We start from the raw sequence: 15,944 nt of genomic DNA, 5'->3' as shown, positions 1-15,944 counted from the left end.
CGCCGCGGCCACGTGGTTTGTTGCGGGTGTCCGGGACTCCAATCGAGACAGATCCGTCGGTCCCATGCAAGCGGCGAGGCAGGGGCAGGCCCCACAGTTGTGCGGCGGTGGAACCGATGATGAATTGCCCTGGGCGGGGTCGTGTGAAGTACGCGTGGGCCAGTTCAAGTGGTGTTTGGGGCGTTGTGGGCGAGCGAACACCGTGGAACGGGCGGGCGAGGGACTTGCCGCGGAGCCTGGATGGCGAGAGTCCGAAATCGTACGCTTCGGTGACGGACCACGCGCGGTAGGCCAGGGGAGACGGGAGCGGGACTCGAGACACGGGGCGACCGTAGAACGGTCCTCGGTACAGTCCGGCACGCGTCGGACAAAGCTGTGAACGCCCCCGCTGAAGTGGGGCTGTGGATAGATCTGTGTGCCCGTGTGGCACAGCCCGCATCCCGCCCCTCGCCTCCCTCCGAGCAGGACCGTGTGACGAAAAACTGCGCCAAATGGTTGGTGCTGTCGCAAATTTGCGACAGCACCAACCATTTGGCGGAGAAAAGCGAGGGGTGGGGGAATGGATGGGGGTGGCTGGGCCCGCTGATCCGCGTTAGCGGAAGGCCGGAATACCGGTGAGCTTCTGACCCAGGATGAGGGTGTGCACCTCGTCCGTGCCCTCGTAGGTGCGCACCGACTCGAGGTTGTTCGCGTGGCGCAGCGGCGAGTACTCGAGGAGGATGCCGTTGCCGCCGAGCATGGCGCGGGCATCGCGGCAGATCTTGATCGCCTCGCGGCAGTTGTTGAGCTTGCCGACCGAGATCATGTGGTGCTCGAGCTTGCCAGCATCCTTGAGCCGCCCGAGGTGCAGGGCCAGCAGCTGGCCCTTCTGAATCTCGAGGGCCATGTTCACGAGCTTCTCCTGCGTGAGCTGGAACGAGGAGATCGGGCGGTCGAACTGCTTGCGCTCACCGGTGTATCGAGCGGCAACCTCGAAAGCGTCGCGTGCGGCACCCATCGCACCCCACACGATGCCGTAGCGGGCTTCGTTGAGGCACTCGAACGGGGCGCGCAGCGAGGTCGCGCCGGGGAGGCGCTGCTCTTCGGACAGGCGGACATTGTCGAGCGTGATCTCCGTCTGGATCGAGGCCCGCATCGAGAGCTTCGGTTCGAGCGCAACGGCCGAGAACCCCTGCGACTTCGTGGGCACGATGAAGCCGCGCACACCCTCATCCGTTCGCGCCCAAATGATCGCGAGGTCGGCGATCGTGCCGAGGCCGATCCAGCGCTTCTTGCCGTTGAGGACCCACTCGTCGCCCTCGCGCGTCGCGACCGTCTCCATGCCCGAGGGGTCGGAGCCCGCGTTCGGTTCGGTGAGACCGAAGCAGCCGATCATGCGACCGGCCGCCATCTCGGGGAGGTACTTCGCCTTCTGCTCGTCCGAGCCGTGCTTGTTGATCGCGCTCATTGCGAGCGATCCCTGCACCGAAATGAAGGTGCGAAGACCCGAGTCGCCAGCCTCGAGCTCCTGCATGGCGATGCCGTACTCGACCGCCGAACGCCCCGCGCAGCCATTGCCCTTGATGTGCATGCCGAGGAGGCCGAGCTCTGCCATTTCGGGGATGATCTCCGTCGGGAAGACGGCCTTCTCGTACCATTTGGCGATGTTCGGACGGAAGCGGCGGTCGACGAACTCGCGCACGGTCTGGCGCAGCTCGAGCTCCTCGGCAGTGAGCTGACTGTCGATGTTGATGAGGTCAGAGAGATCGGTCACGGTGACTCCTTTGTGCGGGGTGATCAGTGGTGAAGTGTGAAGTCTGGTGGTGCTATGAGGTTGCGGTCGTGGCATTGTCACGCGGTGCGGCAAGCCAGCTGCGGACGTCGTCATTGTCGGCGCCGAGCTGCGGGGGAGCGGCATCCCTGACGGGGAATGCTGGCGTGTAGAGCGCTGGGTGGCGGATGCCCTTGCCGACGACGTCGCCGTGTGCGTCCTTGAGTTCGAGCATCGGTTCGAGCCCGAGCCCCTCCGCATGGGCGATGCCGTCGGCGATCGTGTTCACCCGGCCGACCGGAACGCCGGCGTCGATGAGGCGCGCCTCCCAGCGTTCCGCGCTGTCCTTCGCGAGGGCATCTTCAAGGAGCGGGATGAGCTCCTTGCGGTTCGTGACGCGATCAGGATTCGTCGCGAAGCGGTCATCGTCGGCGAGTTCCGGGACGCCAATCTCCGTCGCGAACGCGCGGAACTGGCCGTCGTTGCCGACCGCGACCGCGAGCGGAGCATCCGCGGTCGCGAGTGCCTGATACGGGACGATCGACGGATGCGCGTTCCCGAGGCGGGACGGCGAGGCATCCGCACCGATCACCGCCTGGATCTGGTTCGTGAGCGCGCTCTGGAGGCTCGAGAGGAGGTTGACCTCGACGTGTCGTCCTTCGCCACTTCGGGCACCGTGTGCGAGGGCCGCGAGGATACCGATCGTGGCATCCTTCGCGGTGAGCACGTCGACGAGTGCGACGCCCACCTTCATCGGGTCGCCGTCCGGTTCGCCCGTGATGTGCATGAGGCCACCGAGGGCCTGCACGATGAAGTCGTATCCGGGAAGTTCCGCGCCGCCCGCGGAGCCGAACCCCGTGATGGAGCAGTAGACGACGCTCGGGTTCTCGGTGCTGACCTGTTCGTAGCCGAGGCCGTACCTGGCGAGTCCGCCGGTCTTGAAGTTCTCGACAACGACATCCGCTCGGTGGGCGAGCTCCCGCGCGAGCGCGAGGTCGTCCGCATCGCGAAGATCCAGCGTCACGGAACGCTTGTTACGGTTCACCGACTCGAAATAGGTGGCACCGGTCTTGGAATACGGCGGCCCCCACGAGCGGGTGTCGTCGCCTGCGCCGGGGCGCTCAACCTTGATGACCTCTGCGCCGAGATCCGCGAGCGTCATCGTGACGAGTGGGCCCGCGAGCACCCGCGAGAAATCGGCGACAACCAAGCCGTCAAGCGGGCCACGGGAGGTGCCATCGTGGGGAATGTGCTCAGTCGTCATCGGGTCTCCTGAAGGGGTTGTGCGGGGTGGGATGCGTGCGTGCGCTGTTTCGCAGCTGCGCGGCCGTGAACGTGGGCAACGAGTTGTTCTTCTGCCTGCGGGCCAGGGGCGACCTTCGGGGTGAGGAAGAAGGGGATGACACCGATGAGCCACCACAGGCCGAACATCGCCCACGCAGGTGGGGAAATCGTCGCGGGCATGAACGGCAGATACAGCGAGACGAGGAAGGCGCACACGAGGATTGAGAGGACACCGATCACGACACCGCCGTTGCCTCGCCCACCGATGCGGAGGGGACGATCCATGTCCGGTTCTCGCTTGCGAAGCAGCACAAAGGAGATGGACACGAGCAGGTAGCCGATCACGATTGAGGGCGAACCCGAATCCACAATCCAGCCCAGCATCGCCTCGCCAAAGAACGGTGCGGCAGCGGCGAGCGCCCCAATGAAGATGAGCGCGTTGCTGGGCGTACCGAACTTGGGGTGCAGCTGCGCAAAGATCGGCGGCAGCATGCCTGTGCGGGCAAGCGAGTACATGAGTCGCGAGGCGCCCATTTGCAGGGAGTTCCACGAGGTGATGATGCCCGCGATGCCCGCCGCAATGAGGATCTTGCCGAAGAAGTCAGTCCCGAACAATTGCGTCATTGCGTCGGCCGTCGCCAGGTCACTCTCGGCGAGGGCAGCGGCATTCAAGCCGGACGACGTGGTGAGGATCGTCATGACGTACCACCCGGTTGCCACGATGACCGCGACAACAGCGAGTTTGCCGATGAGCCTCGGCGCGAGTTTGATCTCTTCAGCGGTCTGTGGGATGACATCGAAGCCGACAAACATGAAGGGAACGACGACGAGCACCGCAAGGAATCCGCTCATGCCATCCACGAAGAGCGGCTCCATGTTCGCGGGCTCACCGCCGCCGAAGGAACCGGCCACCAGGAGCGCGCCGATCGCGAAGAGGAACACCACGACAAAGGTTTGGACGGTGCCCGCGACTTTCACGCCAATGACGTTGACGGTCGTGATGATGACCGATGCAATCGAGCCGACGAGCGCCCAGGTGAGGAATACATCTTCGCCGGCCACCGACCAGAGCTTCACCTGATTGAGCTCAGGAAAGAGGTAGAGCGCAGTGCGGGGGAGCGCGACCGCCTCGAACGCGACGACGGAGACGTATCCGCCCGTGATCGCCCATGAACCGATGAACGACCACTTCGAGCCCATCGCTCGCAGGATGTAGTTGTGCTCGCCGCCTGCTTTCGGCATCGCGGCAACGAGTTCTGAGTATACGAGCGCAACGATCGCCATCATGATGCCGCCGACCACCATCGCGAGCGAGGCGCCGAGCGCACCAGCATCCGTGATCCACGTCCCCGTGAGCACGACCCAGCCGAAACCGATCATGGCGCCGACACCAACGGCCACGACATCCCATGTGCCGAGCGTGCGGCGGAACGTGCCCTGGGACGTGTCGCTGCCTGGAGCGGTGAAGTGCTTCGCTTTTGAAGTGCGAGTCATTCGAGGTCTCCCTTGTTCTGCGGTCGACATTGACCGTGATTCGGGGTTCCCCACCGACCGTACTGGGTCTGCCTGAACGTCTCGTTCGGGCGGTTGCACCACGGGCATGTGCCCTGTCACAACTGAAGAAGCTTGTGCCCGTGCGTTCGTGTCCCGTACCGTCGAGTCACCCCATGAGGGGCACGGCAATGGGGCCGGGCCCGCTTGGACGCAAAGGAGCGACCATGACCTCAACTGCTCGCGCGGCTGCGCGCACCGACCACCATGACGAGGACTCTGCACATCTCGCCACCCTCGGCTATGACTACGATCAACAGTTCACACGCGACATGGGTTTCTGGGGCAACATCGCGCTCGGTTTCACGTACCTGTCCCCGGTGGTAGGTGTCTACACGACCCTCGCCCCTGCGATGGGGATCGCCGGCCCCGGCGTCGTGTGGTGGCTGCTCATCGCGGCGCTTGGTCAACTCATGGTGGCGCTTGTCTTTGGTGAAGTCGTCTCGACCTACCCAGTTGCTGGAGGCGTGTATCCGTGGTCGCGGCGCCTCTGGGGGCCGAAATGGGGGTGGCTGAACGGCTGGGTGTACTCGCTCGCGATCTGTGTGACGATCGCCTCAGTCGCTTATGGTGCTGGGCCTTTCCTTGGCGCACTCCTCGGCGTCGAGATGTCGCAGCAGGCAAATGTGGTCATTGCACTCGGGACGATCTTGTTGGCGACGCTCGCAAACTTTGGCGGTACAAAGCTCCTCTCACAAATTGCATTCTGGGGATTTGTCGCCGAGATCGTCGCAACGATTGCAATCGGCGGGTGGCTGCTGTTTGCTGCGCGCAAGCACGACCTCTCGGTGCTTTTCACCGACTTCCGCCCGGCCGATCTGCAGAGCGAGCAACCTTTCATCATTCCCTTCGCGCTCGCAGCATTTATGGGCATCTTCCTCTTCTACGGGTTTGAAGCGTGTGGCGATGTCGCGGAAGAAGTGAAGAATCCAGGCCGGACGATTCCACGCGCCATGCGCATGACGATCTACATCGGTGGAATCGCGTCAATGTTCATCGCCATTGGATTGGTGCTTGCGATCCCGGACTATGCCGCGATTCTCAATGGCACGGCAGATGACCCGATTGGCGAGCTGTTCCTTGCGGTGTTTGGCCCAGTGGGCTTCCGCGTCGTGATGGCGGTCGTGTGTATCTCATTCGTTTCGTGCGTGATTTCGCTGCAGGCTGCCGCAAGCCGACTGTTGTTCTCGATGGGACGCGACCAGGCACTGCCAGGGTGGAAGCTCCTCGGTACGTTCAATGAGCGCTTCCGGGTTCCGCCGTACGCGCTCATCGTTGCTGCCGTCATTCCGGCTGTTGTGATCGTCGGTTCGCTTCTCTCCGAAAACGCGCTGCTTGCGATCATCTCGTTCGCCTCGTTTGGGGTCTACCTCGGGTTCCAGATGGTCGTCTTTGCTGCGCTCTATGCCCGCACGAAGGGCTGGGCGGGACGCGGCAAGTTCAAGCTCGGTGCGTGGGGCTGGATCGTCAATGTCCTCGCGCTTGCGTGGGGCGTGTTCGGCATGGTGATCCTCGCCTGGCCTGCAGGTGACGAGACGACACCGTGGTTCGACAAGTGGATCGTGCTCGTCTCCGCCCTCGTCGTTGTCGGTGTCGGTGTCATCTATCTCGTGGTGGCAAAGCCGCACCTGCGCTCGACCGCACCGCACGGCGACCACCACACAGGGCAGATCCCAGTGCAGCGCGCAGACTAGGGCGGGCTGAGCCCACTCGTGGCGTCACTGCTGTGCGCTCGAGAGATACGTTGAAACGCCGCCAAGGTAGGTGGCCTCGACCGTCGCGTCGTCGAGCGTTGCGGTGTCGAACGGGGATGCGCTGAGGACGACGAAATCCGCGAGTTTGCCCGTCTGGAGGGAGCCACGATCCGCATCGACACCGCACGCCACGGCGGCATTCACCGTGTACATCTTCACCGCCTCATGCGGTGAGACACGCTCGTCGGCAGAACCGAAGACAGTGCCCTCATCCGTGAGACGGTCAACGAGCGATCGAATGGCTCGCAGCACATCGTTGTCGGCGACCGGAAGATCGCTCGACCCGGCAACGAGCACACCTGCCTCCACGAAGGACTTCGCCCGGTACAGGTAGGGGGTGCGCTCTGGCCCCATCCGATCCATGAACTGTGTGCCGAGTGGGCCCGTGAAGGATGCCTGGGGCGTAACGGCAATGCCGAGCTCCGCCAGTCGCGTCACCTGCTCAGGGCGGGTGACGCCTGCGTGCTCGATACGGTTCGGCACCTCGCGGCGGCCATAGCGCTCCTGTGCCTCAGCGATGATGTCCATCGCCACGTCCACCGCTCGGTCGCCGATCGCGTGCATGGCGATGTTCCAGCCGGCGCGGTACGCACCCAGGACGCGCTCGCGGTACTGCTCGGGGGTATCCAACAGATAGCCGCGCCCGTGCGGATGCCCGCAGAAGTCCTCCGTGACCGCCGCCGTCGCGCCGATCAGCGAACCGTCCGTGAACACCTTCACGTGGCCGAGCGAGACGACCTCGTCGCCAACGCCCGACTCGAGGCCAAGATCGAGACCAAGCGCCGAACCTTCGCCCGCGAAGTCATCCGCATTCGCGGACACTTCGTGAAGCGCGTCAAGCACCGGCATCAGTTGCGCGCGGGCGTGGAGCCGGCCACTCCGGGCCGCGAGGCGATACGCCTGCAGCTCCATTGGCGAGTGCCCGATCCAGCCGCCGCCGACGCCCGCCTCCGTGAAGCTCGTGATGCCGACCGCCGCATAGCGTGTGGTCGCCCGGTCGAGCGCATCCGCGATCGTCTCAGCCGAATAGGGGAGGAGGAGCCCCTGGATGACCTCCTGCGCAGTCTCATCCACCACCCCAGTCGGCTCGCCCGCGGCATCGCGCACGATCTCGCCGCCCTCAGGGTCGGGGAACGATGCATCGAGGGCGCCGGCCAGCTTGAGCGCGGCGCGATTCACGATCGAGCGGTGCCCAGAGCAGTGCCGGATGTAGACGGGATGCCCCTGCGCGGCCTCATCGAGACGGTCGATGCTTGGCAGCTCGCCGCCCGTGTGCTTGTGGTTGTAGCCCGTCGCGTGAATCCACGCGGTGTCGTCGTCGAGGCGCTCGGCCTCCGCCCGGATGAGCGCATACAGCTCGTCGAGCGAGCGCACCTCGCCAAGATCGACCGCCGCAAGGCCCAGGCCCCACCACGTCGTGTGGCAGTGCGCATCGATGAAGCCGGGGACGATGACTTTCCCAGGCAGCGAGATCGTTTCGCGGGCGTCGATGCCGTCGAGCTCCGAGTCGAAGCCAATGATGCGGCCGCGCCACACGCCCATGGCGCTCGCGGTGGGCCGCTCCGAATCCATCGTGTGGATCTCGGCATCACGAACAATGAGGTCGATGAGCATGATCTTCCTTCCTTGCCGTCGACGCTGACGGCAGCTCTGAGGAGTCCACCCGGAGTGCGGGGATGCATACGGGCGGGGACGACGTCGGGCAAGCCCCAACGTCGTCCCCACCGTATCGAGTGACCCTGCGTGCCTAGTGTTTGAAACCCGGCAGGGGAACCGAGAGGCGCGGGATGAACAGGCCCGCGATCGCCGTCGCCGCCGAGACGAGGAAGAGCATCGTTGCGGCCGGCCACCAGTGGTCGCCCGCGCCAGCAACGAGCGCCGTCGCGATAAGCGGGAAGAAGCCCGAGAGAACGCCCGCGAGGTTCTGTGCCATGCCCGCACCCGTGTAGCGCAGCTTCGCCGGGAAGAGACCCGTGAGTGCCGTACCGGATGCGGCGTAGGGAATCGAGAGCGCCGAGACGGCGACCGCCATGCCGATGATGAGCAGCACCGGGTTCATGCTCTCGATGAGGAGGAAGCACGGCCAGGACAGCACCGTCGAGACGACGGCACCCCAGACGATGACCTTCGTGGCGCCAAGCTTCTCGGCGACGCGGCCGCCGATGACGAGCGTCGGGATCTCGAAGGCTGCGGCGACGATCGTGCCGAGAATGAGGAGGTTCTTGTCGTAGCCGAGGATCTTCGTGCCGTACCAGGTGACGAAGCCCGCGACGAGGTAGAAGCCGCCGACACCGAGAAGCGCGGCCATCGCACCGACGATCGTGTGCTTCCAGTAGCGCTTGAACACCGAGCGCACGGGCGTGAGCTCAACTTCACCGGTCTCGAGCAGCTCCTGGAAAACGGGCGACTCCTGTAGCCGTGAACGCAGCCACACCGCGAGGAAGAGCAGCGGGAAGGAGAGCAGGAACGGGATGCGCCAGCCCCAGGCGTCGAAGGTGTCCGCGCTCATGAGGACGCCGACGACAAAGAAGCCGCCCGAGGAAAGGATCGTGCCGATCGGTGAACCAATCTGAGGGAGTGCGGCGTAGCGGGCACGCTGGTGAACGGGTGCGTGCTCGACGACGATCGTCATTGCGCCCGACCACTCGCCGCCAACGAAGAGGCCCTGCGCGACGCGGAGGAGGACCAGCAGCATTGGCGCCCAGAATCCGAAGACGGCGGCCGGCGGGAGGAGGCCGATAAGGCCCGTCACGAGGCCAATGCCGATGACCGTGATCATGAGAGTCTTGCGGCGGCCGATGCGGTCGCCCATGGCGCCGAAGATGATGCCGCCGATCGGGCGGACAATAAGGCCGATGCCGAAGGTCGCGAAGGATGCGAGCGTCGCGCCGACCGGGTCCTTCGTGTCGAAGTACTGGACGTTGAAGACGATGGCCGAGGCGACGGTGAAGAGGAAGAAGTCGTACCACTCCATCGCGTTGCCGATGAGGGCGCCCATCGCAACCTTGCGGGCTTCGCGTGCCGTGAGTTCGTGGTGGCCCTGGGCGACGTGCTGCTCGGCGGCGTTGACCGAGTTGGCACGGCGCTCGCCCGGCGCCGCAGTCTCGGTGACGGGTGCGGGGAGATGCTGTGTCATATCGTTCCTCTTCGTTGAAGAAGGTGGCAGATGTGGGCATCTGCCGGTGGGGTTGAGGCAGTTTGTCAGGTCTTGGCCTTGAAATTCAAGTTTTGCGTGTCATTTCGGATTGTTTTTGTGGGGTTTGAATGCAAAATGACCGACGGTTATTTCTGTGCTGATGAGAGCGTAGCCTCGAGGCATGCGATCGATTTACAAGCGCCCCGAAGATATTGCCGCCATGGTTCCCGCGGGAGAGCTCACGCGGAAGGCGCTCGACGCTGTCGAAGCGGCCATCCGCTCCGGCATTACGACACTCGAGCTTGACGCGATCGCCGAAGAGACAGTCCGCGCCGGTGGTGGCATCCCGAACTTTGCGCTCGTGCCGGGCTATCGCCACACGGTGTGCGCCTCAGTGAATGACGCGGTCGTCCACGGCATTCCGAACCGTCGGCCGCTTGAACCCGGCGACCTCGTGAGCATCGATGCTGGCGCGAAGCTCGGTGGTTGGAACGGCGACTCGGCCCGCACCTTCCTCGTCCCGGGCGGCTCGCCGGAACGTATTGCTGAGGCGACGCGTCTGAGCGATGTGACCAAGGCGAGCATGTGGGCGGGCATCGCCAAGCTTGCGAGTGCCAAGCACCTTTCGGAAGTGAGCGGTGCGATCGAGGACGTCATCGTTGCTCGCGAAGACGAGGATGGGCTTCCGCTCGGTATCCTCGAGGAATATGCGGGCCACGGGATCGGCCGAGACATGCACGAGGCGCCGGAGATCCTCAACTACCGCACGCGCGGGCGCGGGCCGGTCGTGAAGCCGGGGCTCTGCGTGTGCATCGAGCCGATGGTTACGAGCGGCTCCGAAGAAGTTGGGGAGGACCTCGACGGCTGGACTGTGCGCACGCTCGACGGCTCCCTCGGCGCCCACTGGGAGCACACGGTGCTCGTGCACCGCGATGGGATCTGGGTGTCGACGGCGCCTGAGGGTGGCCGCGAGGGGCTCGCGCCGTTCGGTGTTGTGCCCGTGTTGCCTGCTGGCGCCTGAGGCCGTGTGCAGAAATGGCAAGATTTGGGCCTTCGAGGCGCACCACGCCTCGAAGGCCCAAATACTGCCATTTCTGCACAGTTGCGGCCGGGCCCCCGTCGCGCGCGACCGGCCGCGAGCGTTACGAAAAGGGCAAATTTTGGGGGGTCCAAGCTTCACTGAAGCTTGGACCCCCCCAAAAAAACATTTGCCCACAGAATCGGCTGCGCTACTGCTCGCGCTCCGACTTCGGGATGTGACGGTGGCTGCCGTTCGGCTTCTGACGCTTGCCGTCGTGCTCGGCGTGCCACTTGGCTGCCTCAACCGCAGGTGTCGTCGCGATGATCGGCATGACGCCGGTGAAGCCCTCACGGACCGCGGCAATCTCGTAGACGCGCTTGCGTACGAGGAACCAGCCGCCGATGAGGAGCGGGATGACGAGCAGCATCGACGCGAGCGTGTACGTGCCGACCGGGTAGTCGAGCGCAATGAGGACCGTCACCGCGGCAATGAAGGCAAGTACGAGCCAGTCCGTCGCACGGCCGCCCCAGGCGCGGTACTCCGGCCGCTCGTAGAGGCCGCGACGCGAGAGCGCAACGAACTTCTGATGGGCGAGCGCAATCGCGGCCCACGCCGCCATCGTGCCGATCGCAGCAATGTTGAGGACGATCTCGAACGCCTCTTCCGGCACGAAGTAGTTGAGCGCGACACCGAAGACCGACACCACCGAAGTGATGATGACGCCACCGATCGGGACACCGGTCTTCGTCATCTTCTGCGCAAACTTCGGCGCCGAACCAGCCACCGACATCGAGTGCAGGATGCGGCCAGTCGAGTACACGCCAGCGTTCATCGAGGAGGCTGCGGCCGTGATGACGACGAGCTGCATGAGCGGCGCCGCCACATCAACACCGATGGAGTCGAAGAAGGTCACGAACGGCGACTCGTCAGCCGAGTAGGCCGTGTACGGCATGAGCAGGCACAGCACGAGTACCGAGCCGACGTAGAAGATCGCGATTCGGGCGATGACCGCGTTCACTGCGCGCGGGACGACGCGCTTCGCATCCTGCGTCTCACCCGCGGTCGTGCCGACAAGCTCAATACCCGCGTAGGCAAACACGACACCCTGGACGACGATGATCGCGGGCAGGACACCGTTCGGGAACAGGCCCCCGGTGTCGGTGATGAGCGAGATACCCGTCGGTGCGCCGCTCGGGGCGCCAAAGAAGATGAAGAAGACACCCACCACGAGGAAGAGGAGGAGCGCCGCAATCTTCACGAGCGAGAACCAGAACTCGAGCTCGCCGAAGATCTTCACCGACAGCAGGTTGATGCCGCCGATGAAGACGACGACAAAGAGCGCCACGATCCACTGCGGTACATCCGCGATCCAGCCGAAGGGCTCGTATCGCGAGAACCAGTCGAAGTAGATCGCGAGGGCCGTGGCATCCGCCACGGAAGTCATAGCCCAGTTGAGCCAGTACAGCCAGCCGGCCGTGTATGCCGCCTTCTCGCCGTAAAACTCGCGCGTGTACGACACGAACGAGCCGGAGGAGGGGCGGTGGACGACGAGTTCGCCGAGCGATCGCATGATGAGGTAGCCGAAGAAGCCACAGATCGCGTAAATGAGGGCGAGCGAGGGGCCCGCGTCGTGGAGGCGCCCACCGGCGCCGAGGAAGAGGCCAGTTCCGATCGAGGAACCGATCGCGATCATCTGGACTTGGCGGGCACTGAGGCCTTTATGGAATCCGTCTTGCTCCGCGGCAAAGGCGTCAGAGGAGTTCGGTCGCTGCGCTGCGGCCGTATCGGTCATCGTTGCTCCAATGTGACGTTGAGGACGTGCCGGCGCATGGATGACGCGACGGTGCGTCTCGAGTGGCTCGTGCGTGCCGGTGCAGGGATGCGGGCTACGCGTGTACGGTCAGGTGGGGTTGCGTATCGCCTCTAATGTTGGCGGTATGCAACCGGAGGTCGCGATAGTAGCAAAATTTGCGCAGGGTTTTGCTGGAACGTCCTGCATCCTGAATGTCGGACGGACGTTCGACGCGCCGAAGGGTGCTGAAGTGTAGCAGCCCCTTGCTGTTACGGGTGGATATGCCCTACAGTTGACAGTCGGCGTGTTCTCGTGCGCAACCGCGCGCCATGAACTGCCGGCTCCGCACGACCAGTGCGGGATGCTGAATGAAGCGACAGTGAGGCTATGGCCAAGAAAGACGGCGTAATCGAGATCGAAGGTTCGGTCGTTGAAGCATTGCCCAACGCAATGTTTCGCGTCGAGCTCTCCAACGGACACAAGGTGCTCGCCCATATCTCGGGCAAGATGCGCCAGCACTACATCCGTATCCTCCCCGAGGACCGCGTGATCGTGGAGCTGAGCCCGTACGACCTCACTCGCGGCCGGATCGTCTACCGCTACAAGTAAGGCTTCGGCCCCGCATCCCCGCTGTAAGGAACGGCTTGCGCGGCAATCCCGCCGTGTGAGCACGAGGCCAGCGATCCATAAAGGAACCGACTATGAAGGTCAACCCCAGCGTCAAGAAGATCTGCGACAAGTGCAAGGTGATCCGCCGCCACGGTCGCGTCATGGTCATCTGCGACAACCCGCGCCACAAGCAGCGTCAGGGCTAGTCGCCGCGGGATAACCCGCATGACGACAACTCAATACTGAATCCGCAGCGGCAAGAACCATCCACGGATGGGGACACCTTCGGAACGAGGCCGGGGCCCCGTCGCTGCACCACACCTCGCATCACCACAGGAGCAATCCCATGGCACGTCTCGCAGGCGTCGACCTCCCGCGCGAAAAGCGCGTCGAGATCGCACTCACCTACATTTACGGCGTCGGCCGCACGCGCGCACTCAAGACGCTCGCCGACACCGAGATCGACGGCAACATCCGCGTCAAGGACCTCAGCGACGACCAGCTCGTCGCTCTCCGCGACTACATCGAAGGCAACTTCAAGGTTGAGGGTGACCTCCGCCGTGAGGTCGCAGCCGACATTCGCCGCAAGGTCGAGATCGGTAGCTACGAAGGCCTTCGCCACCGCCGCGGCCTCCCCGTCCGCGGTCAGCGCACGAAGACGAACGCTCGCACCCGCAAGGGCCCGAAGCGCACCGTCGCCGGCAAGAAGAAGGCTCGCTAGTCCATCGCGCTCGCGATAGCGACTCGCCGAAGATTTCGTAGGAGAGAAACCACATGGCTACCCCCAAGACCGCGCGCAAGCCGCGCCGTAAGGACAAGAAGAACATCGCCGTGGGCCAGGCTCACATCAAGTCGACGTTCAACAACACGATCGTTTCGATCACCGACACCACCGGTGCCGTCATCAGCTGGGCATCCTCGGGTGGCGTCGGCTTCAAGGGGTCGCGTAAGTCGACCCCGTTCGCTGCACAGCTCGCTGCTGAGGCTGCTGCCCGTCAGGCGCAGGAGCACGGCATGAAGAAGGTTGACGTCTTCGTCAAGGGCCCGGGTTCGGGCCGCGAGACCGCGATCCGTTCGCTCCAGGCCGCAGGCCTCGAGGTCGGCTCGATCTCGGACGTCACCCCGCAGGCACACAACGGCTGCCGTCCGCCGAAGCGCCGCCGCGTCTAAGTTCCTTCCGTATCGCCGGTACAGGCGGTCATCTCCTGCCTGTACCGTCGGTTGGAGCTCCGGTTCCAACCGAGCCACAACTCAACACCTCCTGCGGACATGGTCCGCGATCCGCCGAGTGTCATATAGCGGACACTCTGCCGAAAGGAACCCATAGTGCTGATTGCACAGCGCCCCACGCTCACCGAAGAGAACATCTCGGAGTACCGTTCACGCTTCGTCATTGAGCCGCTCGAGCCCGGCTTCGGCTACACGCTCGGCAACTCGATGCGTCGCACGCTTCTCTCATCGATCCCGGGAGCAGCCGTGACGAGCATCCGCATTGACGGCGTGCTCCACGAGTTCTCCACGATCCCCGGTGTGAAGGAAGACGTCACCGAGGTTATCCTCAACATCAAGCAGCTCGTGGTTTCGAGCGAGCACGACGAGCCCATCACGGCATACCTTCGTAAGACGGGTGCCGGCGAGGTGACCGCGGCAGACATTTCTGCTCCGGCTGGCGTCGAGATCCACAACCCGGACCTCGTGATCGCCACCCTCAACGATGACGCCAAGTTCGAGCTCGAGCTCACGATTGAGCGCGGCCGCGGCTACGTCTCGGCGACGCAGAACCGCAACGAGTTCTCGGAGGCCGGTCAGATTCCGGTCGACTCGATCTACTCGCCGGTCCTCAAGGTCACCTACCGCGTCGAGGCAACTCGTGCGGGTGAGCGCACCGACTTCGACCGCCTCGTTGTCGACGTTGAGACCAAGCCCGCCATTTCGCCCCGCGACGCCGTGGCATCGGCTGGCCGCACCCTCGTCGAGCTCTTCTCGCTTGCGCGTGAGCTCAACGAGCAGGCCGAAGGTATTGAAATCGGCCCCGCTCCGGTTGACGCAGTGCTCACGAACGAGCTCTCGATTCCGATCGAGGACCTCGACCTCTCGGTCCGTTCGTACAACTGCCTCAAGCGCGAGGGCATCAACACCGTCGCAGAGCTCGTCGCCCTCTCGGAGACGCAGCTCATGAACATTCGCAACTTCGGCCAGAAGTCGGTCGACGAGGTGCGTGACAAGCTCACGGAGATGGGCCTGTCTCTCAAGGACTCGGTTCCCGGGTTCGAGGGTGCGCACTTCTATGGCGCCGGCGACGACAGCGGCGAGTACATCTAAGACCTCGGCACCGTCACGGTCCGAATAGCAACGAGAGAGAACCACAATGCCTAAGCCCAACAAGGGTCCGCGCCTCGGAGGCGGCCCTGCCCACGAGCGTCTCCTGCTTGGAAACCTGGCTGCGCAGCTGTTCACGCACAAGCGCATCCAGACCACCGAGACCAAGGCGAAGCGCGTTCAGCCGCTCGCCGAGCGCCTCATCACCTTCGCGAAGCGCGGCGACATCCACGCTCGCCGTCGCGTGCTCAAGATCATCGGCGACAAGTCGGTCGTCCACGAGCTCTTCGCTGAGATCGCGCCGCTAGTTGCCGACCGTCCGGGCGGCTACACGCGCATCATCAAGACCGGTTATCGCAAGGGTGACAACGCTCCGATGGCTGTCATCGAGCTCGTCCTCGAGCCGGTGACCCCGAAGGCCAAGGCTGCGAAGCCGGCCGCTGAAGAGGCTCCGGCTGCTGCTCCTGCTGAGGAGCCGGTCGACGAGATCTCGGAGGAGGCAGTCGTCGAGGCCGAGCAGGCTGAGGCCGAGCTCGCCGCTGATGAGGCTGCTGAGGAGTCGGCTGACGCTGAGGCTCCGGCCGAGGAGTCGAAGGACGCCGAAGAGACCAAGTAGTCTCCGCATCCACGCCAAAGGGCCCTGGGATTCGTTCCCGGGGTCCTTTCGCGTGCGCGGCCTGCGTTCCCGGTCTCCCGCTGTGGGGCTGCCCGTGTGTAAGCGTCCCCGC

At 64.3% G+C, this 15,944-nt stretch carries 14 protein-coding genes; 8 read left to right on the top strand and 6 right to left on the bottom strand.

All coding sequences use genetic code 11. The annotated features are described in order from the left end of the window. Positions 1-592: 592 nt before the first annotated feature. From ZAL01S_RS04530 to ZAL01S_RS04520, 3 genes are read right to left on the bottom strand one after another with little or no spacing between them, the layout of a single operon-like run. Positions 593-1,753 carry an acyl-CoA dehydrogenase family protein gene (locus tag ZAL01S_RS04530; protein WP_244875333.1) on the bottom strand — a complete coding sequence of 387 codons (1,161 nt, stop codon included), beginning with the start codon at positions 1,751-1,753 and terminating at the stop codon, positions 593-595. A gap of 52 nt (positions 1,754-1,805) precedes the next feature. Further along, entirely contained in the window at positions 1,806-3,014 is a 1,209-nt protein-coding gene (locus tag ZAL01S_RS04525) for a CaiB/BaiF CoA transferase family protein (protein WP_066080367.1), read from the bottom strand. Continuing rightward, positions 3,011-4,528 carry an APC family permease gene (locus tag ZAL01S_RS04520; RefSeq protein ID WP_083523065.1) on the bottom strand — a complete coding sequence of 506 codons (1,518 nt, stop codon included), beginning with the start codon at positions 4,526-4,528 and terminating at the stop codon, positions 3,011-3,013. The genes ZAL01S_RS04525 and ZAL01S_RS04520 overlap by 4 nt, the downstream gene beginning before the upstream one ends. 224 nt (positions 4,529-4,752) lie before the next feature. Between ZAL01S_RS04520 and ZAL01S_RS04515 the strand changes: the two genes are divergently transcribed. Then, positions 4,753-6,279 carry an APC family permease gene (locus ZAL01S_RS04515; RefSeq protein WP_066080364.1) on the top strand — a complete coding sequence of 509 codons (1,527 nt, stop codon included), beginning with the start codon at positions 4,753-4,755 and terminating at the stop codon, positions 6,277-6,279. A 24-nt stretch (positions 6,280-6,303) separates the two neighbouring features. Here the strand turns inward: ZAL01S_RS04515 and ZAL01S_RS04510 are convergent, their stop codons facing one another. Together ZAL01S_RS04510 and ZAL01S_RS04505 are read right to left on the bottom strand one after the other, a co-directional pair. Further along, a complete protein-coding gene (locus ZAL01S_RS04510) occupies positions 6,304-7,953 on the bottom strand; it encodes an amidohydrolase (RefSeq protein WP_066080361.1) in 1,650 nt (549 codons plus the stop codon). A gap of 133 nt (positions 7,954-8,086) precedes the next feature. After that, positions 8,087-9,337, bottom strand: a complete 1,251-nt coding sequence (locus ZAL01S_RS04505) for an MFS transporter (protein ID WP_455570076.1) — start codon at positions 9,335-9,337, stop codon at positions 8,087-8,089. A gap of 319 nt (positions 9,338-9,656) precedes the next feature. Here ZAL01S_RS04505 and map point away from each other — a divergent pair, with 319 nt between their 5' ends. Continuing rightward, a complete protein-coding gene (map, locus tag ZAL01S_RS04500; protein ID WP_066080358.1) occupies positions 9,657-10,496 on the top strand; it encodes a type I methionyl aminopeptidase in 840 nt (279 codons plus the stop codon). Positions 10,497-10,704: 208 nt separating this feature from the next. Here the strand turns inward: map and ZAL01S_RS04495 are convergent, their stop codons facing one another. Further along, positions 10,705-12,288: an amino acid permease gene (locus ZAL01S_RS04495; RefSeq protein ID WP_083523063.1), complete on the bottom strand. Its 1,584-nt coding sequence runs from the start codon at positions 12,286-12,288 to the stop codon at positions 10,705-10,707. Between the two features lie 387 nt (positions 12,289-12,675). On the opposite strand from ZAL01S_RS04495, the gene infA reads away from it, so the two are divergent. The 6 genes from infA (at position 12,676) to rplQ (ending at position 15,832) form a co-directional block, all read left to right on the top strand. Beyond that, positions 12,676-12,897 carry a translation initiation factor IF-1 gene (gene infA, locus ZAL01S_RS04490; RefSeq protein WP_066056559.1) on the top strand — a complete coding sequence of 74 codons (222 nt, stop codon included), beginning with the start codon at positions 12,676-12,678 and terminating at the stop codon, positions 12,895-12,897. A gap of 92 nt (positions 12,898-12,989) precedes the next feature. Next, positions 12,990-13,103, top strand: a complete 114-nt coding sequence (gene rpmJ, locus ZAL01S_RS04485) for a 50S ribosomal protein L36 (protein ID WP_038503151.1) — start codon at positions 12,990-12,992, stop codon at positions 13,101-13,103. Positions 13,104-13,243: 140 nt separating this feature from the next. Beyond that, positions 13,244-13,618: a 30S ribosomal protein S13 gene (gene rpsM / locus ZAL01S_RS04480; RefSeq protein ID WP_066080355.1), complete on the top strand. Its 375-nt coding sequence runs from the start codon at positions 13,244-13,246 to the stop codon at positions 13,616-13,618. Between the two features lie 53 nt (positions 13,619-13,671). Further along, positions 13,672-14,067, top strand: a complete 396-nt coding sequence (gene rpsK / locus ZAL01S_RS04475) for a 30S ribosomal protein S11 (RefSeq protein WP_066080351.1) — start codon at positions 13,672-13,674, stop codon at positions 14,065-14,067. 156 nt (positions 14,068-14,223) lie between these two features. Next, positions 14,224-15,219: a DNA-directed RNA polymerase subunit alpha gene (locus ZAL01S_RS04470; protein ID WP_066080349.1), complete on the top strand. Its 996-nt coding sequence runs from the start codon at positions 14,224-14,226 to the stop codon at positions 15,217-15,219. Between the two features lie 46 nt (positions 15,220-15,265). Further along, entirely contained in the window at positions 15,266-15,832 is a 567-nt protein-coding gene (rplQ, locus tag ZAL01S_RS04465) for a 50S ribosomal protein L17 (RefSeq protein WP_066080346.1), read from the top strand. Positions 15,833-15,944: the final 112 nt, after the last annotated feature.

Origin of the sequence: [Zimmermannella] alba NBRC 15616 (assembly GCF_001570905.1) — a bacterium.
Classification (GTDB): Bacteria; Actinomycetota; Actinomycetes; order Actinomycetales; family Microbacteriaceae; genus Pseudoclavibacter; species Pseudoclavibacter albus.
Note: the sequence above shows the minus strand (reverse complement) of the source record. Positions and strands in the feature narration are given on the sequence as shown.